General features: G+C 35.9%; 22 protein-coding genes and 1 pseudogene. 7 read left to right on the top strand and 16 right to left on the bottom strand.

Features of this window, described 5'->3' with window-relative positions; translation table 11 throughout:
• Positions 1-2: 2 nt before the first annotated feature.
• The 3 genes from BW951_RS06145 to BW951_RS06135 all read right to left on the bottom strand — a co-directional run bounded on the left by BW951_RS06145 (position 3) and on the right by BW951_RS06135 (position 5,132).
• Positions 3-2,387 carry a TonB-dependent receptor gene (locus BW951_RS06145; RefSeq protein WP_076390975.1) on the bottom strand — a complete coding sequence of 795 codons (2,385 nt, stop codon included), beginning with the start codon at positions 2,385-2,387 and terminating at the stop codon, positions 3-5.
• 293 nt (positions 2,388-2,680) lie between these two features.
• Positions 2,681-3,043 (bottom strand): hypothetical protein, encoded by a 363-nt coding sequence (locus tag BW951_RS06140; protein WP_076390974.1) that lies wholly within the window; start codon positions 3,041-3,043, stop codon positions 2,681-2,683.
• A 157-nt stretch (positions 3,044-3,200) separates the two neighbouring features.
• Positions 3,201-5,132 carry an ABC-F family ATP-binding cassette domain-containing protein gene (locus tag BW951_RS06135; protein ID WP_076390973.1) on the bottom strand — a complete coding sequence of 644 codons (1,932 nt, stop codon included), beginning with the start codon at positions 5,130-5,132 and terminating at the stop codon, positions 3,201-3,203.
• 186 nt (positions 5,133-5,318) lie between these two features.
• On the opposite strand from BW951_RS06135, the gene BW951_RS06130 reads away from it, so the two are divergent.
• The 3 genes from BW951_RS06130 (at position 5,319) to BW951_RS06120 (ending at position 6,751) form a co-directional block, all read left to right on the top strand.
• The gene (locus BW951_RS06130; protein ID WP_076390972.1) at positions 5,319-5,852 is read left to right on the top strand and encodes a TetR/AcrR family transcriptional regulator; all 534 of its coding nucleotides are present in this window, start codon (positions 5,319-5,321) and stop codon (positions 5,850-5,852) included.
• 104 nt (positions 5,853-5,956) lie between these two features.
• Positions 5,957-6,376, top strand: a complete 420-nt coding sequence (locus BW951_RS06125) for a hypothetical protein (RefSeq protein WP_076390971.1) — start codon at positions 5,957-5,959, stop codon at positions 6,374-6,376.
• A gap of 33 nt (positions 6,377-6,409) precedes the next feature.
• On the top strand, positions 6,410-6,751 hold the full coding sequence (locus BW951_RS06120; protein WP_076390970.1) for a hypothetical protein: 342 nt from the start codon (positions 6,410-6,412) through the stop codon (positions 6,749-6,751).
• 81 nt (positions 6,752-6,832) lie between these two features.
• Here BW951_RS06120 and BW951_RS06115 read toward each other — a convergent pair whose 3' ends face one another.
• The 6 genes from BW951_RS06115 to BW951_RS06090 form a co-directional block, all read right to left on the bottom strand.
• On the bottom strand, positions 6,833-8,182 hold the full coding sequence (locus BW951_RS06115; RefSeq protein WP_076390969.1) for a T6SS phospholipase effector Tle1-like catalytic domain-containing protein: 1,350 nt from the start codon (positions 8,180-8,182) through the stop codon (positions 6,833-6,835).
• Positions 8,183-8,318: 136 nt separating this feature from the next.
• Positions 8,319-8,996, bottom strand: coding sequence for a response regulator transcription factor (locus BW951_RS06110; protein WP_076390968.1), 678 nt, complete (start codon positions 8,994-8,996; stop codon positions 8,319-8,321).
• Positions 8,965-9,690, bottom strand: coding sequence for a sensor histidine kinase (locus BW951_RS06105; RefSeq protein WP_165762926.1), 726 nt, complete (start codon positions 9,688-9,690; stop codon positions 8,965-8,967). Before BW951_RS06105 ends, BW951_RS06110 begins: the two co-directional genes overlap by 32 nt.
• 50 nt (positions 9,691-9,740) lie before the next feature.
• Complete coding sequence (locus BW951_RS06100) at positions 9,741-10,349, bottom strand: hypothetical protein (protein ID WP_084196364.1); 609 nt, start codon at positions 10,347-10,349, stop codon at positions 9,741-9,743.
• A gap of 19 nt (positions 10,350-10,368) precedes the next feature.
• The gene (locus BW951_RS06095; protein WP_076390965.1) at positions 10,369-11,109 is read right to left on the bottom strand and encodes a hypothetical protein; all 741 of its coding nucleotides are present in this window, start codon (positions 11,107-11,109) and stop codon (positions 10,369-10,371) included.
• A gap of 80 nt (positions 11,110-11,189) precedes the next feature.
• Positions 11,190-11,810: a DUF5715 family protein gene (locus BW951_RS06090; RefSeq protein ID WP_076390964.1), complete on the bottom strand. Its 621-nt coding sequence runs from the start codon at positions 11,808-11,810 to the stop codon at positions 11,190-11,192.
• A gap of 218 nt (positions 11,811-12,028) precedes the next feature.
• Between BW951_RS06090 and aqpZ the strand changes: the two genes are divergently transcribed.
• Entirely contained in the window at positions 12,029-12,763 is a 735-nt protein-coding gene (gene aqpZ, locus BW951_RS06085) for an aquaporin Z (RefSeq protein ID WP_076391017.1), read from the top strand.
• A 54-nt stretch (positions 12,764-12,817) separates the two neighbouring features.
• Here the strand turns inward: aqpZ and BW951_RS06080 are convergent, their stop codons facing one another.
• From BW951_RS06080 to BW951_RS06065, 4 genes are all read right to left on the bottom strand, one after another.
• Positions 12,818-13,363, bottom strand: a complete 546-nt coding sequence (locus BW951_RS06080) for a hypothetical protein (protein ID WP_076390963.1) — start codon at positions 13,361-13,363, stop codon at positions 12,818-12,820.
• Positions 13,364-13,932: 569 nt separating this feature from the next.
• A complete protein-coding gene (locus tag BW951_RS06075; protein ID WP_076390962.1) occupies positions 13,933-14,913 on the bottom strand; it encodes a LuxE/PaaK family acyltransferase in 981 nt (326 codons plus the stop codon).
• 155 nt (positions 14,914-15,068) lie between these two features.
• Positions 15,069-15,881, bottom strand: coding sequence for a UDP-2,3-diacylglucosamine diphosphatase (locus tag BW951_RS06070; protein WP_076390961.1), 813 nt, complete (start codon positions 15,879-15,881; stop codon positions 15,069-15,071).
• 27 nt (positions 15,882-15,908) lie between these two features.
• A complete protein-coding gene (locus BW951_RS06065) occupies positions 15,909-16,355 on the bottom strand; it encodes a 6-pyruvoyl trahydropterin synthase family protein (RefSeq protein WP_076391016.1) in 447 nt (148 codons plus the stop codon).
• A 99-nt stretch (positions 16,356-16,454) separates the two neighbouring features.
• On the opposite strand from BW951_RS06065, the gene BW951_RS06060 reads away from it, so the two are divergent.
• A complete protein-coding gene (locus tag BW951_RS06060) occupies positions 16,455-16,958 on the top strand; it encodes a TlpA family protein disulfide reductase (RefSeq protein ID WP_175608793.1) in 504 nt (167 codons plus the stop codon).
• Here BW951_RS06060 and BW951_RS06055 read toward each other — a convergent pair.
• From BW951_RS06055 to aceB, 3 genes are all read right to left on the bottom strand, one after another.
• Entirely contained in the window at positions 16,950-17,336 is a 387-nt protein-coding gene (locus BW951_RS06055) for an acyl-CoA thioesterase (protein ID WP_076390959.1), read from the bottom strand. The two genes, BW951_RS06060 and BW951_RS06055, sit on opposite strands and share 9 nt — an antisense overlap.
• Before the next feature lie 97 nt (positions 17,337-17,433).
• Complete coding sequence (aceA, locus tag BW951_RS06050) at positions 17,434-18,714, bottom strand: isocitrate lyase (RefSeq protein ID WP_076390958.1); 1,281 nt, start codon at positions 18,712-18,714, stop codon at positions 17,434-17,436.
• Positions 18,715-18,838: 124 nt separating this feature from the next.
• The gene (gene aceB / locus BW951_RS06045; protein WP_076390957.1) at positions 18,839-20,413 is read right to left on the bottom strand and encodes a malate synthase A; all 1,575 of its coding nucleotides are present in this window, start codon (positions 20,411-20,413) and stop codon (positions 18,839-18,841) included.
• 125 nt (positions 20,414-20,538) lie between these two features.
• On the opposite strand from aceB, the gene BW951_RS06040 reads away from it, so the two are divergent.
• A complete protein-coding gene (locus BW951_RS06040) occupies positions 20,539-22,014 on the top strand; it encodes a helix-turn-helix domain-containing protein (protein WP_076390956.1) in 1,476 nt (491 codons plus the stop codon).
• A 43-nt stretch (positions 22,015-22,057) separates the two neighbouring features.
• Positions 22,058-22,246: pseudogene (locus tag BW951_RS23320) on the top strand (hypothetical protein); the annotation flags it as partial.
• Positions 22,247-22,328: the final 82 nt, after the last annotated feature.

Below are 22,328 nucleotides of genomic sequence, written 5' to 3'. Positions count from 1 at the left end.
CTTTAGAATTTGTATCTAAAGTTGAGAATAAAGTTTCTTCCTGCCTCATCCGAGAAAAATCGCATCCTGTTCAGATAATCTCTATACGAAACATTGAAAAGATTGTTCACGATAAGTCCCGCAGAAAGATTTTTGCTGATGTTGATTCCTGTCTGGATATTCCAGAGAGAATAACCGTTTGGCGGAGTACTGAGATCCACCGTTTTTTCCACTTCATCTCCGTCTATATATATTGGTATGGTTGCATTGTACACCGGAAATCTGTTCTGCTTAAGAAAAGTCTGGTTTTCTACCGTAAAATAAAACTGCTTCCAGTTTTCCTTTTTAAACTGTAATGCATTGGAAAAATTAGGAGGCATCATTAAAATCAACGGAACATTGTTTGTATCGTCCTGTCCGTAAACATAACTTCCTTTTCCTACATAAGTAAGGTGATCCGTAAGTTTAAGATTAACATCCAGATCTACCCCATACATTTTGGCATCGATCTGCTGATAAGACCACACCGGAAATACTCCTCTGATCGTATTCTGAACTCCTGTAGGAACTTCGTTGATGAAATTCTTGGTGATAAAAAAGTAGGGATTTACAGAAACATTCAATCCTTTTAAAACATTGAATTTTGAATCAACGGTAAGATTAAACTGATGTCCCTGTTCATTTTTCAGTCCCATATCACCAATTTCGATCACAGAAGCAGAATGATGCAATCCGTCTGAAAACAATTCAGCAATATTCGGTGTTCTTCCTACTTTAGCATAATTGAATTTCAGATCAAAAGATGAATTCGGACGATATTCAAGACCAGCATTCAACGAGACATTGTTATAATTCAGTTGAGGACGCGTAAGAATCCTGTTCTGGTCTGTTTTTACATAAAACTGAGGATAAGAATCTGCATATCTCCTCTCCCAATCGCTTTTATCATACCATTTCGTAACATCGTAACGCGTAAAATCGTATCGCGCTCCTGCCTCCACATTGAAATTGCCGGAGATTTTATATTTAAAAATAGAATAAAAACCTGCCGCATACTTATCATAGTTCGGAATCAGACGTCTTGCTTTTGTCGCCGGATCCGAATAATTGTTCTGAAAACTCGCATCAATTCCCGTTTCCAGAGAAAACTTTCCTCTTTCCAGCAAATCATTAAGATTAAACTGATGCGTCATCAGTTCCAGATCCAGAGAAGGCGTATCTTTCAACTCTCCTCTTCTGATGTCATATTCCTGTCTGTGGTTGTACTGATAACTGTACGTTGCAGAAACTTTCCCGATGTTTTCAAATCTTTTGAAAGCCGAAACTTTCGCGATATGATGCTCGATCACCTGTCTCGGATTATCAATATCATAACTGAAAGTTCCTGTATAAATCGGAATTTTCGTGGTGGTTGCGTTGTAAAAATCTTCATTGTTTCCCACATGAGAACCTCTGTAGATTCCAATATTCTGGTTCGTTAAATAATAATCGAAAGAAATTCCCCTTTCATACGTATTATTCTGAACGGTAAAATTAAAGGAAGAAAAATCCATTCCCGTATTCATCAGGTTATAATCCGGAGCGTTCTGATCTCCCAATTTTTTGATGCTTCCTCCGGTTTTTACCGCCCATCCGTTTTTCCAGATTTTCGCAACATCCGCATCCAGAGCCATTCCTCTTCCATTGGAAATTCCGGTAAGACCTACTGATCCTTTTAAAGTATCTTTTTTAGGGAAAACTTCCGGCTCCATAATGACCACTCCGCCAATCGCATCACTTCCGTACTTCAATGCAGAAGCTCCTTTGATGACGTCGATATGCTGGAAATTATTAATATCCACATTCGGAGCGTGTTCCACTCCCCACTCCTGCTCAGCAAGCCTCACTCCATTGTTTAAGATAGAGATTCTGCTTCCGTAAAGCCCGTGAATAATAGGTTTTGAGATATTATTTCCCGTTTTCAAAGCACTGACTCCCGAAATCTTCGTCAGTAAATTCCCTAAATTATCTGTGGAATTTCTTTGAATTTCAGATTTATCAAGCGTTTTGACAACCAGAGATCCGTTGTTTTTATGATTTCCGTGAATGGTAACCGTTTCGATATCCTGAACGTGATGTTCAAGCGTAATTGTTAAATGCAAATCCTGTGTAACTCCTACATTTTCAGTATAATCATTACAATCAGGATGTTTAGCAATGAGTATATATTTTCCCGCAGGAATTTTATTGATTGAAAACTTACCGTTTTTATCGGTTTTTGCAGAAAAATCTCCAATTTTCACGGATGCATTTTCCAGCATGGTTTTGTCGTGAAAATCCTGAACTGTTCCTTCTACCGTGTAAGTCTGCTGTGCGTTTGTAAATGCAAATCCGCAAAGGATCAGCATAAAACTATAGATCAATTTCATTGTTAAATAGATTGATTGTGTACTTTTCAGGGTACTTTTTCGTTAAAATTTGAATTGGATTTTTTTAGCTTCAGACGATGAATCTCGATGCTCAATTTTGAACCGTTAAGATTTGTTTTAAGAATTTTAGTGTAATTAAGTTTAACCTTGCTTTTAAGGCACACAAAAAATCTATATGATTTTTCTTAATAAAACTTAATTCCTAAATTCATCTTAATGGTTTAAAAAAATAGATTAGTTTAATTAAATACATTATGTATCTAAAAATTATTTAGCAAAAATCCGAAAAAAATCTATGAATTATGAATTGCGGGCGGACCGCGAAGCTGAAAGGTAAATTTGGTCTGAGACCATATTTTTTCCTGAACGGTAATGATCTGCTTTACTTCATGCGTATAATGCGCAAAAGAAAAACTGAATTCTTGAGGAACTAAAGTATTTCCGGTAGCTAAGAAATGACAGGCAAGACAGTCTGCTGATTTTTCCTTCGCTATATTTTTAGTAACTGTATTTTCCGATTTTTTGAAGCTGAAGTTTTTAAAAACATCTTCGGAACTGTGACTGTGGAAATTCTGGGAAAACAGCGCAAGAAAATAGATTCCAAACAATAATTTGGAAATAAAATTCTTCAGATTTCTGTTTTCTTTAAAAATCATTCCTCAAAATTATAAAAATAATTTAAAAATTAAGATTAAAGTTTTCTTAAAATATTTTGATAGATGAGTAATTAGAAATGAGATTTTGTTACAAACTGTAATCAAACCTTATAGGTTTTAAAAACCTATAAGGTTTATTTTATGTATTTCTTAGAAATTAATCCAACTGAGTGCCCAAATATTCCCACTCCTGCAAAGCAAGATCCAGCTCTTCTTTGATACTGTTGTATTTTTCCAGTGTTTCTTCAGAAGGATTTGCTTTGGTGAAAGAAGCTTCAAATTCCTCAACTTTTGTTTCCAGTTCGGTAATTTTTTCTTCTACCTTTTTCAGTTTATTCTGAATATTTTTCTGCTCTTTGCTTACAATGGTTGATTGTTGAGTTTCTGTTGCAGGCTTGTCCTCTTTCTTTGCTTTTACTTCAACCTTCGTCTCTTCTCCATGAAGTTTTGCTTTTTCAGCAGAGATTTCTCTGATGGATTCTTTTTGTCTGAATTCAAGATATTCATTGATGTCTCCTAAGAATTCTTTCATTTTACCATCACGGAATTCGTAGATCTTGTCACAAAGTCCCTGTAAGAATTCCCTGTCGTGCGAAATCACAATTAATGTTCCTTCAAATTTCTGAAGAGCCAGCTTAATAATTTCCTTAGACTGAATATCCAAGTGGTTCGTAGGTTCGTCCATAATCAGCGTGTTGAAAGGACGAAGCAACAATTTACAAAGCGCCAAACGGTTTCTTTCCCCTCCGGAAAGTACTTTTGTTTTTTTGTTCACCGCTTCCCCCTGAAAAAGGAAAGATCCTAACAAATCGCGGACTCTTGGTCTCGTTTCTTCGGTTGCCGCATCTTCTGCTTCTTCCTGAACCGTTTTATTCGGAGTTAAAACTTCTTCCTGATTCTGTGCGAAATACCCGATGTTTACGTTATGTCCGAGATTCCATGTTCCTGAGTAATCTTTAATGTCTCCTGCAAGAATTTTCGCCAACGTTGTTTTTCCCTGTCCGTTTTGTCCAAGAAGTGCAATTCTGTCTCCTCGCTGAACGATAAAATCCACATCATCAAAAATCTGCTTTTCTCCGTAAGATTTTCCAAGATTTTCAGCTTCGAAGATAATTTTTCCGGGAACCTGCGACTGTACGAAACGGATATTGAATTTAGAAACGTCTTCATTATCTACTTCAATACGTTCAATTTTGTCTAATTTTTTAATCAAAGACTGTGCGAATGATGCTTTTGTAGCACTTGCACGGAACTTATTGATGTTATCTTCCATCTGCTTGATCTCCGCATCCTGATTCTTTTTAGCCTGAATCAGTTTTTCGCGGCGGTCTTCGCGCATCACAAGATATTTGGAATAATTGGCTTTATAATCGTCAACTTTTTTGTTGTTGATATCGAAAGTACGGTTACAAACCGCGGTCATGAACTGCTTATCGTGACTTACCAGAACAATTGCTCCGGGATAATCTTTCAAAAAGTTTTCCAGCCACATGATGGATTCCATATCCAGGTGGTTCGTAGGCTCATCGAGAAGCATGATGTCGTTCTTTTGCAGCAACAGTTTTGCCAGTTCGATTCTCATTCTCCAGCCTCCGGAAAATTCATCGGTAATTTTCTGGAAATCATCCGCTTTAAAACCAAGACCAAACAATACTTTTTCCATATCGCCTTCCAGATTGTAAGCGTCGTGGTTCATTAAAAGGTCGTTCAGTTCCGTCATTTTATTAATCAGATCTGTGTAAGAATCGCTTTCATAGTCGGTTCTTGTCGCCATCTGATGATTCACATCCTCAAGCTCATTTTTCCATGCGTTGATCTGTTCGAAAGCCTGCATTGTTTCTGCCCAGACCGTTCTTCCTTTTACGAAATCGAGATCCTGTTTTAAGAAACCAATGGTGATATTTCCTTCCGGAACCACGTTTCCTTCGTAGAAATTAATTTCTCCGGAAAGCATTTTCAATAAAGTGGATTTCCCCGCTCCATTTTTACCGACCAAACCAATTTTATCATCCTTTTTAATCGTGAAATTCACGTTTTGAAACAGATATGTTCCTGAATGATGTAATCCTAAACCTTGAACCGAAAGCATGTGTTAAATAATGATTAATAGTGAATAATGAATTTTCGGGTGCAAAAATACGGAAAATAAAGCAATTGCAAACTTGTTAAAACTTTAATAGAGATGAACATTAATTTTAATTTTTAAATTTGAAGGAAATTACACTCAAATTTCAGCACAGAAATTGCTGAATGAAACAAAACACAAACTTCATTAATGAATGATACTCAATTTCTTTGGATAAAAGCAGGCTATGAAACTTTTGCCACTCATGGTGAAAATGCACTGAAAATAGAGAAGCTTGCGAGAGAAACCGGAAAAAGTAAATCTTCCTTTTATCATCATTTTGCAGATACAGAAGGATTTATGGAAGAATTATTAAGTTTTCATTTAAATAGATCTGAAATTATTGCAGAAAAAGAAAAGAATGCCCAAAATATACATCCTGAACTTATTGAAATCTTGGCTGAACATAAAATCGACCTTCTTTTTAACCGTCAACTACGGTTTCAGCAGCAGAAGCAAAATTTCAAAACAACTTTGGAAAAATCTAACCAGATTGTCGGAAACCAGTTTGTAAAAATCTGGGCTAAAGATCTTCAGCTTAAACTTTCTCAACGGCAGTTGGAAAGTCTTTTTGAATTGGCACTGGAAAACTTTTTTCTCCAGATTAATCCTGAAAATATAACTAAAGAATGGCTTACTGCCTATTTTGAAAATTTAAAAAGAATTGCAAAAAACTTTGAATAAGAAATCCTTCTCAAATACTTTTTATAAATCTTTTTACATTGTACGGAAGCGTCTAACATTAACATTGTTTCCTGAGTAATTTTGCAAAAAAAATTATTCGTTCCATGACGCAAAAATTTCATCATTTCTATTTAAAAATAACCGCCATTGTCATAGGTTCTTTTGGTCCTGTTTTTTTCTTAGGAACAATGTTACCTACTTCCGAACCTGCAAGATGGTCTTTGGATCTTCTGAGTCTTCCTTTGGACGGATTGCAGACTTTTTATGATCCTACCACACGATTTTTGAGTGCTTTAACAGGAGGTTTTCTATTCGGTTGGGGAATTTGTATATGGTTTCTGCAAAAATGGGTTTATCCAAAAGCTCCCGATGAAGTCCGAAGGTCTGTTTTAGCCGGACTTTTAGCATGGTTTTTTCTAGACAGCGCAGGTTCTATAGCATCCGGAAATTCAAGCAATGCTTTTATCAATATTATTGTTTTACTCATTGCTGCAGGACCTCTGTGGAAAAAAGTTAAAAATTAAAATTTTTACCCATTTCTATCAAAAAATTCATCAATGAAAAATTCAAATTTTCTTAAAATTCTTTTAATTGTTCAATCTTTAACACTGTTTGTGTACACAATATTCTGTTTTCAAAAGGAAGGCGCAGATTTGCTAAGTGTTTTCGTTAATAACATTGCGGCTATTGGCTGGAGCGGACAATTTAATCTGGATTTTTCCTGTTATCTTATGCTTTCAGGATTATGGATCATGTGGCGAAACAATTTTACTTTGAAATCTATTTTCATTGCTATTACAGCAAGTATTGTGGGAATTATGGTTTTTGCTCCTTATTTTTTATTTCTGTTGATAAAAGAAAAAGGAGATCTGAAAAGAACATTAACAGGAAATCATTAAAAAAGAGCAAATACAAATGATAAAAAAACTGAGCTGCCTAACCAAGACAGCTCAACACCTAAATTTAAAACTGAAAATGTACTAACATTTATTATAAAAATTTTCTTTGATCAAAATGGTACGGCTCCAATTATCGTTATTGGGAATATTGGTTCCGTAGGCGTAATCCACGACAGAATCTTCAATATGATGGATCTCAGACTGTAATCGTGATTGGTTTTTATTGAACTGATCATCCGAATGGCTCGGAACATTCAGTCCGTTATTGATGAATTCTGTATTGGCTCCTGATTTCAAATCCATCGGCAAAGCCGGATGATATAAGCCGAAATTTGCCGAAATATGGGTATAATCTGCCAGTTTTTCATAACTGTAATCCGGCTTAAGGTCTGATGAAAGGTTTTTAATATAATTTTTAAGAGCCTCCGATAATTCCGTTAAATAAGGATGTTTTTCAGGATGAATTTTAAAGGTAGTTTCATCAAAATCCGTATTAAAGACTGCTTGTCCAGCATTGGTTTCCATCAGCATCAGTTTTCCGTAAATCTTTGAAAGCTCGCTGTACACCAGATCTCTTGCCACGTAAGCCTGAGAAAAAACATCGCCTTTATCTATTTTATAATCTTTTAAAACAGAACTCCAGATTTTATTTTTTTCTGAATCCAAAGCTGTTCCTTTGATGTTTTCTATATAGTAATACAGTTCCGTATTTTTAATAAAATTCGGTGAGATGTAAACCGATTGGGAACCTTCCAAATATCCTCCTCCGACATCTGCATGCGCTCCGGGAACAAAAATTTCTTTCCAGACCAAGTTTCCGCTCTCCCATTTTGCATCTGTTCTTTCTTTTGACTCTTCGAAAATGCCTGTTAAAGGAAAAAAATACCTGCATTCATTAATTGCGCAAATATGCAGAACCCTTTCCGTTTCGGGCAAAACCGCCACATCATAATCACTGAAAGCAGCAGATTCTACGGTATCAAAAACTCCCAGAAATTTAATTTTAACTGTTTTTTCTGAAAATTCTGACGTACGGTGTATTACTTTATTACAAAAATTCCTTGCGAGCATTGCTCCACGGCTGAAACCATAGACATACAAATGATATTCTTTGGTATCGTCTTCAATTGTTGTTTTAATGAAAGAAAAAGCCTCTTCCAGTTTATCATCTGAAGAATACCCGTGATATCCCGCAGGATTTTTACACGTAGCCATCGCAAAATCACTGTCTTCGTTTCCCGTAACAGTTCCGATTCCTCCTACATATTTTTTCTCATCACTTTTAAACAGCTTAAATAATTTATAGATATTGGTAACATTACCGTAATAGCTTTCGTTATTCCTAAGTGGTTTTTTATGAGAAGTGGCATTCATCCCGTTGTTTCCTGTTCCATCGAAGAAAATTCCGACAGAGATGATGTTGTTTTCCATTACACTTCGTGGTTTTATCTGGTCTTCATTCCTAAAAATGAAGCACTTATTATATGAACACTCCAAAGTAACGATGAAAAAAACCGGGATAATAGAGTAGAAAGTACCAAATAAAAAATTCCGTATTTCTACGGAATCAGATTCTTTCTAAGGGATGGATATTGTTGATAATGGCATAAATTACAATTCCCACTGTATTTTTAGCTCCTATTTTTTCGACGATTCGCTGTCTGTGACTTTCTACGGTTCTGGGACTAATAAATAATTTTTCGGCGATTTCGTTGTTGGTGCATTCCTGACAGATGAGTCTTACCACATCTTTTTCACGATCGGAAAGTTCATCGTCCATTTCAAAAAGTGTTCTTTTCTTGGTCGGGCTGTTCATGTACGAAAAAATCATCTGATGATCTTCCGGAGTGAAGAAAATTCCGTTTTTATACCCCATCGTAATGGCTTCGATAAAAGCATTTCTGTTTGAATTTTTCGGAAGAAATGCTGAAACACCCAGCTTCACCATATATCCCAGAATGGTTGTTTTGTAATGGGAAGAAAGGATAATGATTTTAAGATTGGGGTATTTTTCTTTTAGAATTTCCACCAGCTCAAATCCGTTCATGGGCTGCATCTGTACATCTACCAGTGCGATATCGGGAAAATCTTCTTCGGAGGTTTTTTCTAAAGTTTCTAAAAAATCCGGTCCGTTGGTAGAGGTAGATCCTACCGAGATGTTCGGTTCCGAAGACAATAACATTTTTACGCCTTCGAGAATCAGTTGTTCATCATCAATTAATGCTATTCTGATCTGGGAGTTCATTGTATGGAATTTTTATAATTAATCGGCTGCCTTTACCTAAAGTATTTTTCCATTTGTGCGCCGCGTTCATGGATTTTATTCTGGATTCGATATTTTTGATACCCATTCCTTTTTTCACCTCATCATATTCAAAGCTTTGTCCGTTATCGGAAATGATAACGGCAAGATTTGTTTTATTATCCTTAATATAGATCCAGACTCTTGATGCTTCCGAATGTTTAAGAACATTGGTGGTAAATTCCTGAATAATCCTGTACAGCTGAACTTCCACGAAGATTTCTTTTTTCTGAAACTTCGGACTCACGTTCAGTGAAATGTTTATTCTTCCCGATAAATTGGCAATCAGCTCTTCAATATAAAGAACGAGACCTACGGATTCCAGATTCACGGGATATAATGAATGAGAAATGCTTCTGGCTGAATCTATGAGAGAAGACATTTGTGTGGTTATATTTTTTTTGATGAGTTCATCGCCTTTCGTATCTAAGTTATTCAGCCATAAAGAAAGGATATTCAGACGGTTTCCGATGTCGTCGTGGATCATTACGGCAATCCTTTTCCGTTCCGATTCCTGCGCTTTTATATTTTCCAGGGCAAGATTTTTCTGGTGCTGAACTTCTGCTTCGTACTGTGCATTTTTCTCTTTAATGATTCTCTGGATGAAACTTCTGTAAGCCAACAAAATAAATGTCATGATGATCACCAGAACGGCAATCAACGCGACAAAAAAAGTGATATTTAAGGTTATTTCTTTAATCTTAAAAAGGTATAGATGATTGATATATATAAAAAGCTGCAGAGAACATTATTGATACTCCAGATCATCCCTGCCTGCTTTACTCCAAAATCCGCAAGCTGACGAAGAAGGAAGAATAAAAAGACCGACAATCCATAATACAGAAAAATAAGACTGTCTACCGCCATGAAACGGTCATTTACCTTGGTGTTTTTAATTTCCATAAGCAGTGCATAGCCGGCAAAGCAGATCACAATAATATTTGAAACCACCTTCTTTACCTCATTGGTTACAATTCCGAAATCCAGCCAAAAGCAAAGCGCCAGTAATCCTACCGGAATATAACAATACCACGGCAATGCTAATTTTTTCACGAAAAGAATTCCTAAGATGAGAAATTCTCCTGCCACATAATACGGAAACAGGAAATTAAGATCCTTTACATGAAAAAAACTTATAGAAACTCTTCCTATCGCCTCTATCAAAAAAAGAAAAATGATATAATATACATACCATTTTTCTGTGTTTCTAAGAATTTTGTACTTTAAAATTCCGATTAAAGCACAAATAACAAGTAAACTGTTATTAAGATAAAGTATTACCTGGTAAATATCCACAATATATTTTAGTTAAAAATTACGTAAGCTGGCAGACAGGCGGACAGGCATTTGACCAATCGTATGTATTGGAGATTTTTTCAACGCTTACACCGTTTTCACTGCCTTCCAGATCTGTATAAAAAGAAATGAAAATAAGTGTAGGCAAAACTCTCTGATACACCTGAGAAAACTTCAGTCCGAATGAGCAAACCATATGGGAAAGCCCTGCTTTCGGCGGATTAAGATTTTCTGCAGGTACATAAAACTGTCTGAAAATTCTTGCTCCCTGAAATTCTGTACATTCTCTGTAGAACCACATCATCGCATCGTTTCTCCACGACTCGATTGCCTCGATTGCTTTATCCTGCTCCATCATCGGCTTGTTTGCAATGGGCCAGAACATATCCGAACTGTTATCCACTGTTTTAAGATCTTTGGAAAGAACCGCATTTTTTACAAGCGTATATTCTTCCGTTTCTACCAGATTAAGGTCTTCCTTCAGTTCAGCTAAAAAGCTGTAAGGATAGTCCTGTACTTCTTTTTTATGTCCTCCTTCATCCATCGGGCAAAGAACAGCAACCATTTTATTCTCGTAAATACCGATCTGAGCACAAAACTCAGTACATTTATTTTCGGTCTTCATCCAGTTGATCTGTTCAGCATCAAAATCAAAAACATAATTGGTAGGAATCAGATCTTTAATGGCATTGTAATTTCCACGGCAGTTATCCCACTCTGCAAATGCTATCTCGCATTGTTCTCTGTTGAATGTATTCATATTTTCACGGTTTTTCTAAGGCATAAAATTATAGAAACTAAATTATCTATGCAAGTATCTCACGCATAATTGAAAATTAGTTAATAATTCTTTACCGTAATATGATAACAGCTCTGTTGTTTTTCTTTGATGTAATAGATCCTTCCCAGATCAAAATAATACTTCAGAACCTTCTCCAAAGCAGCTTCCATCTTAGGATTATGCTTCAGAACACCGTTAAAGCGGACATAGGAAATATCAAAAGAATTTCCGTAATTATGAGAGCTTATTCCCAGTGCCGCGTTAGAATTCACCCTTCTCAGTCTGCACTGGTCTTCCAGTGTTCTGGTAATGGAAGAAACCGTAAAAACATTTCCTTTCGTTTCTTTACTGAAACGCGCCCCTATTTTCTCCAGCATCGACTTTCCTTTGGAAACCATATAGGCTCTGCTGTAATCAAGCTTTTCAACACGATATCCGGTTCCCGTTTTTTTTATTTTGTGAAATTTTCCTTTGTTGATGTAATTCTGAACAGTCTTTGAGTCCTTCAAAAGCTTTACCCCAAAACTTTTTGAGGCATCCAGATGCGGCTTATAAATAAAAGTGGGTTCTACTCTTAAAACTTCTGTAAGATCATAGCATGGTAATGTTTTTTGAGCCGCCTGTGAAGAAAATATGCCATGAAGAAGAGAAGCAAAGATCACACACAAAAACTTTTTCATGAAAGAAATTTTAAAAATTATAAACTAAAATAATCATTTATGAAATAAATATAAACTCTAATAAACATATATGTGAAAATAATTAACTATTATTTTTATTTTAAATTATTAAATCAACAATAAAATTAAAATTTAATTTACAATAAGTTTAAAATTATACTTTTTAATTCAATATATTAATGATAAATTTGAAATACTTTTTAAAAATAAACAATATGATAAAAAAACTTTTTGCTGAATTTTTCGGCACATTCTGGCTTGTTTTCGGAGGTTGCGGAAGTGCAATTTTCGCCTCGCAGATTGCATCGGCATCTAATGGACAATTAGGGATTCTTCTTCTTGGGGTTTCTTTAGCTTTCGGGCTTACCGTTCTTACGATGGCGTATGCTGTAGGACATATTTCCGGAGGACATTTCAATCCGGCTGTTTCTGTAGGACTTCTTGCAGGAGGGAGATTTTCTGCTAAAGATCTTGTTCCTTACGTAGCCGCACAGTGTGTTGGAGCGATTGCAGCCGCAGGAGCATTGTATACAATTCTGAGCGGTTCCGGAACTCCGGATTTTTCAGGACCGGGAGCTTTTGCCACCAATTTCTACGGTGAAGCGGTCTATTTCGGAAAAAGCTACTCGATGAGCGCTGCATTTTTAACGGAATTTTTATTGACGGCTTTCTTCCTGATCATCATTCTTGGTGCGACAGATAAATTTGCCAACGGAAAATTTGCAGGTATTGCGATTGGTTTGGGATTAACGTTAATCCATTTGATTTCTATCCCGATTACGAATACTTCCGTGAATCCTGCGAGATCACTTTCTCAGGCAGTTTTTGTAGGCGGAAACGCAATGTCTCAGCTTTGGCTGTTCTGGGTTGCTCCGATTTTGGGAGGAATTGCGGGAGGATTGATTTACAGATTCCTGCTGCAGCGAAACGGCATGGAAGAATTAGATAGTTAACCACAAAATCCTGTCAGCCGACAGGATTTTTTTATGTTTAATATTTAAAGTAAATTATTTCAACTTTTTGAGATCAAAAGGATTTTTGAAGATAAGTTCTTCATGCTTTCCTTTGATCTCCATTTTCTTATATAATAGATTTAAAGCCATTTTCCGGATGAAAAGATCTTTATCATTCAGTTTCCAGTAAGAATCTTCGTGTACTTTTCTGGGTTTTCTTACGATATAAAATTCCGTTTCCCAAGAGTCTACGTTGTGGTAAAATTCGATAATTCCGCAATGTTCGGGAATCATTTCATGATCTACCATTCCCATCGGAAGCAGAAAGCTGAACGCATTGCAAATATAATCTCCGCAGGAAATCTTATCATGTTTCAAAAATTTTTCGCCGGTATTAGAGTTGGTGTAAGATTTTTTAAAATCATTTTTAAAATCGCTTTTCGAAAGCTTGATTTCAATTTCGTGGCTGAATCCTTCGGAATCAACAATCAGAATATCGGCTTCCCAGTCTGCCTGAAAATGATTGGTCAAAACAATTTCCTTCTCAAAATTGCATTGAGAATGAATAAATGCGTGAACCAATTCTTCTATTTTTAACACTTTTTGTTTTTTTGTTTTTTTAACGCGGAAGTCGCAAAGATTTTATTTATTATTTGCTCTGCATAGTTCGTTCGCAAAGGCGTTTTCACTAAGCTAATGATAGCAGAATTTTAAATTTAAACAAAAATCCTGTTTTGATAAAACTCTTTGTTTTTAACGCGGAAGTCGCAAAGATTTTATTTATTATTTGCTCTGCATAGTTCGTTCGCAAAGGCGTTTTTACTAAGCTAATGATAGCAGAATTTTAAATTTAAACAAAAATCCTGTTTTGATAAAACTCTTTGTTTTTAACGCGGAAGTCGTAAAGGTTTTATTTATTATTTGTTCTGTATATTTTCGCTCGCAAAGGCGTTTTTACTAAGCAAATGATAGCAGAATTTTAAATTTAAACAAAAATCCTGTTTTGATAAAACTCTTTGTTTTTAACGCGGAATTCGTAAAGGTTTTATTTATTATTTGTTCTGTATATTTTCGCTCGCAAAGGCGTTTTTACTAAGCAAATGATAGCAGAATTTTAATTTTGAGCCTGAAAATTCTACGATTCTAAAATACTTCAACTACAAAATCAATCAACTTACAAGCAAACTGCATCCACGAATATCTGAATGGTCGATTCTGCCTAAAACCTGAAATTTATCGCCGACAATCTTTCCTAAATCTTGTGTTGCGATGAATGCACAGGAATGTACATTTGCTAAGTCTATAATATTAATCGCTCCTGTTCTTCCCTCTTTTTCATAATTAAAGGGATCTTCTGCATTTCTGATCATGATGCGCATCCAGTTCGGACATTGATATTCGTTATTTCCTAAAGAATATGCCTGTGAAAGAAGCTCCGTCATCGAATACTCTGAATAAATTTTATCAGTTTTAAAACCTTCCTTCAAAATCTTCAACAGCTCATCTTTGGTCACTTCTTCTTTTCTGCCTTTCATTCCTCCGGTTTCGATTACGGTTAATGAATCGGAGAACTGAAGAGTTTTTGAACTGCTGTCACAGAAGTCTAAAAAATCCAGCAATGCAAAGGAAACACCGAACAGAATAACTTTTTTACTTTGCAATTCATTTAAAAGTGTAAATAAATCTTCATTATTGTACAAGAAATATCCGTTTTCAGGTTTTCCGGATTTTTTCATCAGGTAATCTACCATGTAAATCAGCGAAGAGTTTTGTCTTTCCAGATAACTTGGCAAAAGTCCGAGAAAAATGAAATCTTCCGGTTTTCCGATAAACTGTTCAAAGCTTTTATAGATGCTTTCTTCGTACAGTTGAGGATTGGAAATGAAATGTTTCGATAAATTCATCTGTGTGGTTCCGGAACTTTGAAAAAAAAGATCAGTAGCTGCATTTTTATCCAAAACCTGATGGTTTTTAAACATTTCAATGGGCAGAAAAGGAATTTTTATCAGTTCATCCACATGATCAAGGTTGATATTGAGATAATCTACAAAACGTCTGTAAACTTCAATATTTTCATACTGATAACGGAAGGTTTCCAGTGATGCAGCCAAAAAATCCTGCTCTGTCTGTATGCCGAATATATTTTTCACTTCTAAAAATATTTTTATTCTTTCAACCTCATTTATAATTACTTATCATAAAAAAGATTGCTTTTTAATCATTTTTAATCTTAAAATTAAAAAATTGGTCAGGTTATTGCAATGAGTAATGTGGAATATGGATTAAAACATGAATGAATTTCGGTTCATTCTGAAATTACCTCAGCTTTTGGGGTAATTTTTTTTGTACTGTCTCCAAAGGTTTTCAGTTCAAAATCATGCTCAAAAACACCATAGGTAAAATAAGAGATCCAGTCTCCCAGATTGATGTATTTTGCTTTTCCTTCAAGATCCAGAATCATCGGAAGGTGACGGTGTCCGTAAATAAAATAATCGATTGGCTGAGTTTTAAGCTTTTCTTTTGAATAAATGATCAGAAATTCTTTATCCTCTCCCAGAAATTCTTTATCCTCATCTCCCGAAATCATTTTATTTTTCTGAGACATATACAATGCAATCTTCATCGCAATATCGGGATGCAGCCATTTGAAGAACCATTGCGCGACAGGATTGGTAAAGACTTTTTTCATTCTTTTATATCCTTTATCTCCCGGTCCCAAACCGTCGCCATGAGCAAGCAAAAACTGCTTTCCGCCCATCTCAAAATACTGCTTTTTATAGAAAACCGTGCATCCGATTTCTTCTTCAAGATAATCTTTCATCCAAAGGTCATGGTTTCCCACAAAGAAGTAAATGTGGATTCCACGGTCTTTCAGTTCGGCAATTTTTCCCAAAACCCGAACATATCCCTTCGGAATTACGTGCTTCCACTCGTGCCAGAAATCAAAAAGATCCCCCATTAAAAAAAGAACCTGTGCATCATGCTTTATTTCGTCCATCCAACGGATAAACCGCTCTTCGCGCAGTTTACTTTCCTTTGGATTCGGTGCGCCAAAATGCTGGTCTGAAGCGAAATATACTTTTTTACCGGGTTCTAAATTAATGGTTGTTTTTAACACCGTTCTGAGTTTTTCTGAATAAAAAAATTACTGATTATCTTCCGCAAACCATTCTCCGTAAGAGTTTTCGGTTTCATGAAGTTTAAGATATGCCAAAGAAATTCCTTCCAGAAGTTTCGATTTTATTTTCGCTGCGATGGCATACAGCATATTCTCGCAGGTCGGCTGAAATGTACAGTAGATCACTTTATGACCTTTTTCCTCAAGATCTTCCCCAAGTTCTCTGTGCGGCGAAAGTCCGTTGATGAGAACCGCATGATCCCAGACATCTACAATTTCAGACTTTACGATACTTTTAATATCACCAAAATCCACCACCATCCCATTCTTAGGGTTTTCCAAATCATTAACAGGCTTTCCTTTCACTGTTACAAACAGCTTGTAGGAATGTCCGTGCATATTTTTACATTTCCCGTCGTAATTGTATAAAACGTGAGCGGTTTCGAATGTAAAAATTTTTGTAATACGTATCATCCTGCAAAGATAAGGAATTTGGTTTGTTCCGTTCATGTTCTTTGAGTACAAGAAAATAATCTTCATGAAATAATATTGAAGATGAACCGTTACTTCATCATGAAAACAATAACCTTATTATTAATCTTTTTCAGCGTAATCTTTAATGCTCAAAAGAGACAGTTTTGGACTTACCCCGATCTGGAAAATAAAATAGGAACCCATTTCCCGATTGAAAACTATAAAAATTCTGAAGGAAAAAATTTCAATTCCAATGATTTAAAGGGGAAAATCTCTTTTATCAATTTTTGGTCAACTCACTGCGAACCCTGTCTTGAAGAGCTTCCCTATCTTAATAAACTGAAAGAACTTTCAGGAGAAAAAGTCAATTTTATAGCCATTACGTATGACAGTAAAGAAAAAGTTGATCAATTTTTAACCAAAAAACCTTTCAATTTTCAGCACATTACAGATTCCGGACAGGAGCTAAAATCCTACTTTACACTGCTGAGAAATCCAATGACTTTTTTGGTTGACAAAAACGGAAATATTCAGGAAATCACTGGAACCATCGAAGAAACAAAGTTTGAAATCCTGCAAAAAATTGTAAAGGAATCATTTTAGCTTTTCCAGCCAGTCACTTTCCAGTCTTTTGATTTTCTGCGTTTCGGCATCTACCAAAACCCACAATGTGGTAGAATCCACCACCAACTGATCGTTACAGTAAAACTCCACTTTTCTGGGCTGACGAATTCCTTCAGGAGCTTTCGGATAGGTTTTTACGGTAATGATGTCGTTAAGATAGACCTGCTTTTTGTATTGAATATGATGATCCAGAAGCATCCAGATATCTTTCGGATATTCGGTTTTATGTTTTACAAAATCCCAGTGCGCTGCTGCAATTTCTTCCACCCAATGCACATACTGAACATTATTTACATGATTATTTCCATCAATATGCTGCTCTGTAACCTGTATCTGTTTTTCAAAAATCAAACTCATCTCCTTCAAATATAAATTCAAAATTAGCACATAAAAAACAAAACCTTCCCAAAATCGAGAAGGTTCTAACAATTAAATTTAATTAAAACGAAACTTTTTAGTGAAATTGTGCGGTCTCGGTAGAATCTTTCATGGCAACCGTTGCAGAAGAGCCGTTGGTAACAATATTCTGTACCTCATCAAAATAGCCTGTTCCTACAAACGACTGATGTTTTACTGCTCTGAAACCTTTTTGCTGCAACGCAAATTCCCGCTCCTGCAATTCAGAATATCCTGCCATTCCTTTTTCTTTATAAGCTAAAGCCAGCTCGAACATCGCCGTATTTAATGCGTGGAAACCTGCTAAAGTAATAAACTGGAATTTGTACCCTAATTTTGCCAGTTCTTCACGGAAATTCTGCATTTCTTCCACAGAAAGCCTTGCTGCCCAGTTGAAGGATGGAGAACAGTTGTACGCCAACATTTTATCAGGAAATTTCGCATGAATACCTTCTGCAAATCTTCTTGCCTGTTCCAGATCCGGATTAGAGGTTTCCATCCAGATCAGGTCTGCGTAAGGAGCGTAAGATAAACCCCTGTCGATTCCCTGCTCCACTCCGTTTTTTACGACATAAAAACCTTCGGAAGTTCTTTCGCCTGTTACAAATTTTTTATCTCTGTCATCAATATCAGAAGTCAGCAAATCTGCTGCATCTGCATCTGTTCTTGCAATAATTAAACTTGGAACTCCCAAAACATCCGCCGCCAAACGAGCAGAAATTAATTTATTGATGGCTTCCTGTGTAGGAACCAAAACTTTACCTCCCAAATGACCGCACTTTTTAGCAGAAGAAAGCTGGTCTTCAAAATGCACTGCTGCAGCTCCGGCTTCAATCATCTGTTTCATCAGTTCATAGGCATTTAAATTTCCGCCAAAACCTGCTTCTGCATCGGCAATAATCGGAACCAGATATTCTTTTTCTCCGCCTCCGTTCACAGACTGGATCTGATCTGCTCTCAATAAAGCATTGTTAATTTTCTTTACCACAGAAGGAACTGAATTGGCGGGGTATAATGACTGATCCGGATACATTTCACCCGATAAATTGGCATCTGCTGCAACCTGCCATCCGGAAAGATAAATTGCCTGCAAACCTGCGTCCACTTCCTGAACCGCCTGATTTCCGGTTAACGCGCCAAGTCCTGCAACGAAATCCTGAGTGTTCAGTAAATTCCAGAATTTTTTAGACATTTCCGTTGCAATGGTGTAATCCAGTTTGTAAGAACCGCGAAGTTTTAAAACATCTTCCGCTGTGTAAGGACGTTTAACACCGTTCCAGCGTGGGTTTTCCAGCCAGTCTTTTTCGATTTCCTGAATTTGGTCTTGTTTTGTTTTCATACTATTTTTTGTTTAGTTAATTGTTATTTGTTGACGGTTGATAGATAATTGATAGCTGATAATTGATATTTGATGATTTATGATTGCAATCACTAAAACTCTCCCACTATCATTACTCTCTCACTTAAATAAAAGGATACGCTTTCAGAGTTAAAAATTCATCAAATTTCTCACTGAAAATCAGTTCATTGAAAAGTTCTTTGGCAAGATTGAATTTCCCTTTACGGAAACGTTCTTCACCAACATACTTTTCAATTCTTTCCAGTTCCTCAAATTCCCACTGAAGAATCATTTCTCTGGTTAAAGTGCGGTCGTCATTTAAAACCGCATCATTTTTCAGCCATTGCCAGATCTGGGTTCTGGATATTTCTGCGGTTGCCGCATCTTCCATTAAATGATAAATGGCAGCAGCTCCCGTTCCCATTAACCACGATTCGATGTAAAGAATTCCGACGTTGATGTTTTTTCGGACCCCTTTTTCGGTGATTTCACCTTTCGGAACTTCCAGTAAATCTTTTTCGGTGATATGGTATTGAACTTTTTTATCGATCTGATTTTTGGAAGGCATATATTTATCAAAAATATCTTTAGCCACAGAAACCAACGCAGGATGAGCCACCCATGTTCCGTCGTGTCCGTTTTTTACTTCCCGTTCTTTATCGCTTCTTACTTTTCCGAAAGCAATGCTGTTCGCTTCATAATCATTTTTAACAGGAATCTGTGCCGCCATTCCTCCAATTGCATGAACATTTCTTTTGTGACAAATTTCAATAACACGTTTAGAATACGCACTCATAAAAGGAGAAGTCATGGTTACCTGATCTCTGTCGGGAACGATAAACCGGGGAAGATTTCTGAATTTTTTAATGAAAGAGAAAATATAATCCCATCTTCCGCAATTGAGCCCGGAACTGTGGTCTTTCAATTCAAATAAAATTTCATCAATCTGAAAAGAAGCGGTAATTGTTTCGATTAAAACCGTTGCTTTAATGGTTCCCTGCGGAATTTCTAAGTAATTCTGTGCAAACACAAACACATCGTTCCACCATCTTGCTTCCTGATAATGCTCTAATTTCGGGAGATAAAAATACGGTCCGCTCACATTTTCAAGTAATTGTTTAGCATTTCTGAAAAAATAAATTCCGAAATCGATTAATGACGCTGAAGCCTGTTCCCCATTAATTTCAATATGTTTTTCATTTAAATGTAAACCTCGCGGACGAACCAATAAAACAGCCGTTTTTTTATTTAGCTGATAAGATTTTCCCTGTTCAGTCGTAAAATCTATTCTCCGGTTCACCGCATCAGAAAGATTTAACTGACCTTCCATACAGTTCTTCCAGGTCGGAGAATTGCTGTCCTCAAAATCTGCCATAAAAGTGGAAGCTCCGGAATTTAATGCATTGATGATCATTTTCCGGTCTACCGGTCCTGTAATTTCCACTCTCCGATCCAGTAAATCTTTCGGAAGCGGAGCGCAGATCCAGTTTCCGTTTCTTATTTCCTTGGTTTCTTCTAAAAATTCCGGAAGAATTCCTTTATCAAATTCATTTTGTCTGATTTCTCTTTCTTCTAAAAGTTTTATTCTTTTCGGATTAAAATTCTGATGAAGCTCAACCAAAAAATCGATTAAATCATTGGTAAAAACTTCTTCAAAATTTTGTTGTTCCTTGATTTTCAACTGAATCTTGGTTTCCATATTGTTTTAATTTTGTAATTGAACATTGCAAACATAAATAAAAATTTTCACAAATAGCGAACGTTCGCTAAATTATTTTAAAAATTATTATGCGAATAATCGCTTCTAAATATTATATTTGAATTATGAATTCGGACAGTGACTTTATTAAAACGGTTTTCGGGCTGAAACTGAAACAGCAGAGACAGAAGAAAAACTGGTCTTTACAGGATCTTGCGGTAAAGACCGGTTTATCGAAATCCTACCTTAACGAAATTGAAAACGGAAAAAAATATCCGAAGCATGATAAGATCATTCAGCTTTCAGAAGCGCTGAACTGTACTTTTGACGATCTGGTTTCCACAAAACTGGATAAGAGCCTCACTCCTTTTAATGAAATTCTTCAGTCAGATTTTTTTAAAGAGATTCCTTTGGATCTTTTCGGGATCAATAAAAATAACCTGATCAGTATCATTAGTGATGCGCCAAAGAAAGTCACCGCTTTTATCAATGCCCTGATCGAAATTTCACAAAATTATAATTTAGGAAAGGAAAGATTTTACTTCGCCGTTTTACGTTCTTTTCAGGAGCTTTATGATAATTATTTTCCTGAAATTGAGGAAAAAGTTCAGCTTTTTGCTCAGGAAAACGGATTGCAGATCGACAAAAATTTACAGTCTGATGTTCTGGAGACTATTCTGAATGAAAAATTTAATTACCATATTCAGTCGGAAGATTTTGAGAAGTACGGGACTTTGGATAATTTACGCTCATTGTTTGTCCCTGAAAAAAAGCTGTTGCTTTTAAACCGGAAATTAGAAAAAGATCAGAAAACCTTTATTCTCGCGAAAGAGATCGGATTTAATGTTCTGGAGCTGAAAAACCGACCGAATACGTATTCGTGGCTGGATTTCGGAAGTTTTGAAGAAATTTTAAATAATTTTTATGCTTCGTATTTTGCGGGAGCTTTGTTAATATCAAAACAGAAAACAATTGAAAAAACTTCAGATTTTTTCCTTCAAAACGAATGGAATCCCCAGAATTTTGAAAGTTTGATCGATAATTTCACCAATTCTCCCGAAACATTTTACTATCGCCTGACGAATCTTCTTTCTTCTGAACTGGGAATAAAAGATTTGTTTTATTTATGTTTAGTCAAAAAGAAAAATTCAGATAAAATACAGATTTTAAAAGAGTTACATCTCAATCATCAACAGGCTCCTCATGCGAATGCAACCAACGAGCATTACTGCAGAAGATGGATTGCCGTGAAAAACCTTCATCATTTAAAAGAAAATGAAACATTAACGGAAGCCCAGATTTCTCATTACAAAGATCAGGGAATCAGCTATCTTGTGATTTCCACCTCACAGAAAAATCCTTTTTCCGACGGAAGCAACAGAAGTTATTGTTTGGGAATTTTATTGAATTCTCAGACCATCAAAAAAATCAATTTTATTAAATCTCCGACTTTGAAAACCATCAATGTAGGAGTTACCTGCGAATCGTGCAGCATTGCCGACTGTGAAGTAAGACAGTCGCCGCCAATCCGTCTGGAAAAGGAGTATTTTAATTCCGGTATGAAAAACGCAATTGAAAAGATCAGGAAAGATATTTTGTAAATTTTTCCATTTTTTTTAATTATTCATCTCATTTTCGGGTGAAATGATTATTTTTACACCAGTTAGGGATATAAAAAACAATTTAATTATTCGAGGATATTCAGTCCGTCGAATAAGAGATCTGTCTATTCCTGCAACAAAAAAATTAATAATCATTTTAGTTATTCATCCGCAAATGATGCTCGATATTTTTTTTCCGAATCGCTGTATTCGGTGCAACCGGATTATTGATGCCGATTTTCCGGTCTGTAATCTTTGCTTTGACCAGATTCACTTCACCCACAACGATTATTCTGAACATAATTTTGTTAAAG

This window comes from Chryseobacterium gambrini, assembly GCF_900156825.1.
GTDB lineage: Bacteria > Bacteroidota > Bacteroidia > Flavobacteriales > Weeksellaceae > Chryseobacterium > Chryseobacterium gambrini.
Note: the sequence above shows the minus strand (reverse complement) of the source record. Positions and strands in the feature narration are given on the sequence as shown.

Bases quoted from the DNA above. Each gene is read 5' to 3' on its own strand.
- BW951_RS06145 (WP_076390975.1), bottom strand. From the start codon at position 2,387: ATGAAATTGATCTATAGTTTTATGCTGATCCTTTGCGGATTTGCATTT.
- BW951_RS06140 (WP_076390974.1), bottom strand. From the start codon at position 3,043: ATGATTTTTAAAGAAAACAGAAATCTGAAGAATTTTATTTCCAAATTA.
- BW951_RS06135 (WP_076390973.1), bottom strand. From the start codon at position 5,132: ATGCTTTCGGTTCAAGGTTTAGGATTACATCATTCAGGAACATATCTG.
- BW951_RS06130 (WP_076390972.1), top strand. From the start codon at position 5,319: ATGAATGATACTCAATTTCTTTGGATAAAAGCAGGCTATGAAACTTTT.
- BW951_RS06125 (WP_076390971.1), top strand. From the start codon at position 5,957: ATGACGCAAAAATTTCATCATTTCTATTTAAAAATAACCGCCATTGTC.
- BW951_RS06120 (WP_076390970.1), top strand. From the start codon at position 6,410: ATGAAAAATTCAAATTTTCTTAAAATTCTTTTAATTGTTCAATCTTTA.
- BW951_RS06115 (WP_076390969.1), bottom strand. From the start codon at position 8,182: ATGGAAAACAACATCATCTCTGTCGGAATTTTCTTCGATGGAACAGGA.
- BW951_RS06110 (WP_076390968.1), bottom strand. From the start codon at position 8,996: ATGAACTCCCAGATCAGAATAGCATTAATTGATGATGAACAACTGATT.
- BW951_RS06105 (WP_165762926.1), bottom strand. From the start codon at position 9,690: ATGACATTTATTTTGTTGGCTTACAGAAGTTTCATCCAGAGAATCATT.
- BW951_RS06095 (WP_076390965.1), bottom strand. From the start codon at position 11,109: ATGAATACATTCAACAGAGAACAATGCGAGATAGCATTTGCAGAGTGG.
- BW951_RS06090 (WP_076390964.1), bottom strand. From the start codon at position 11,810: ATGAAAAAGTTTTTGTGTGTGATCTTTGCTTCTCTTCTTCATGGCATA.
- BW951_RS06065 (WP_076391016.1), bottom strand. From the start codon at position 16,355: ATGATACGTATTACAAAAATTTTTACATTCGAAACCGCTCACGTTTTA.
- BW951_RS06060 (WP_175608793.1), top strand. From the start codon at position 16,455: ATGAAAACAATAACCTTATTATTAATCTTTTTCAGCGTAATCTTTAAT.
- BW951_RS06055 (WP_076390959.1), bottom strand. From the start codon at position 17,336: ATGAGTTTGATTTTTGAAAAACAGATACAGGTTACAGAGCAGCATATT.
- aceA (WP_076390958.1), bottom strand. From the start codon at position 18,714: ATGAAAACAAAACAAGACCAAATTCAGGAAATCGAAAAAGACTGGCTG.
- aceB (WP_076390957.1), bottom strand. From the start codon at position 20,413: ATGGAAACCAAGATTCAGTTGAAAATCAAGGAACAACAAAATTTTGAA.
- BW951_RS06040 (WP_076390956.1), top strand. From the start codon at position 20,539: ATGAATTCGGACAGTGACTTTATTAAAACGGTTTTCGGGCTGAAACTG.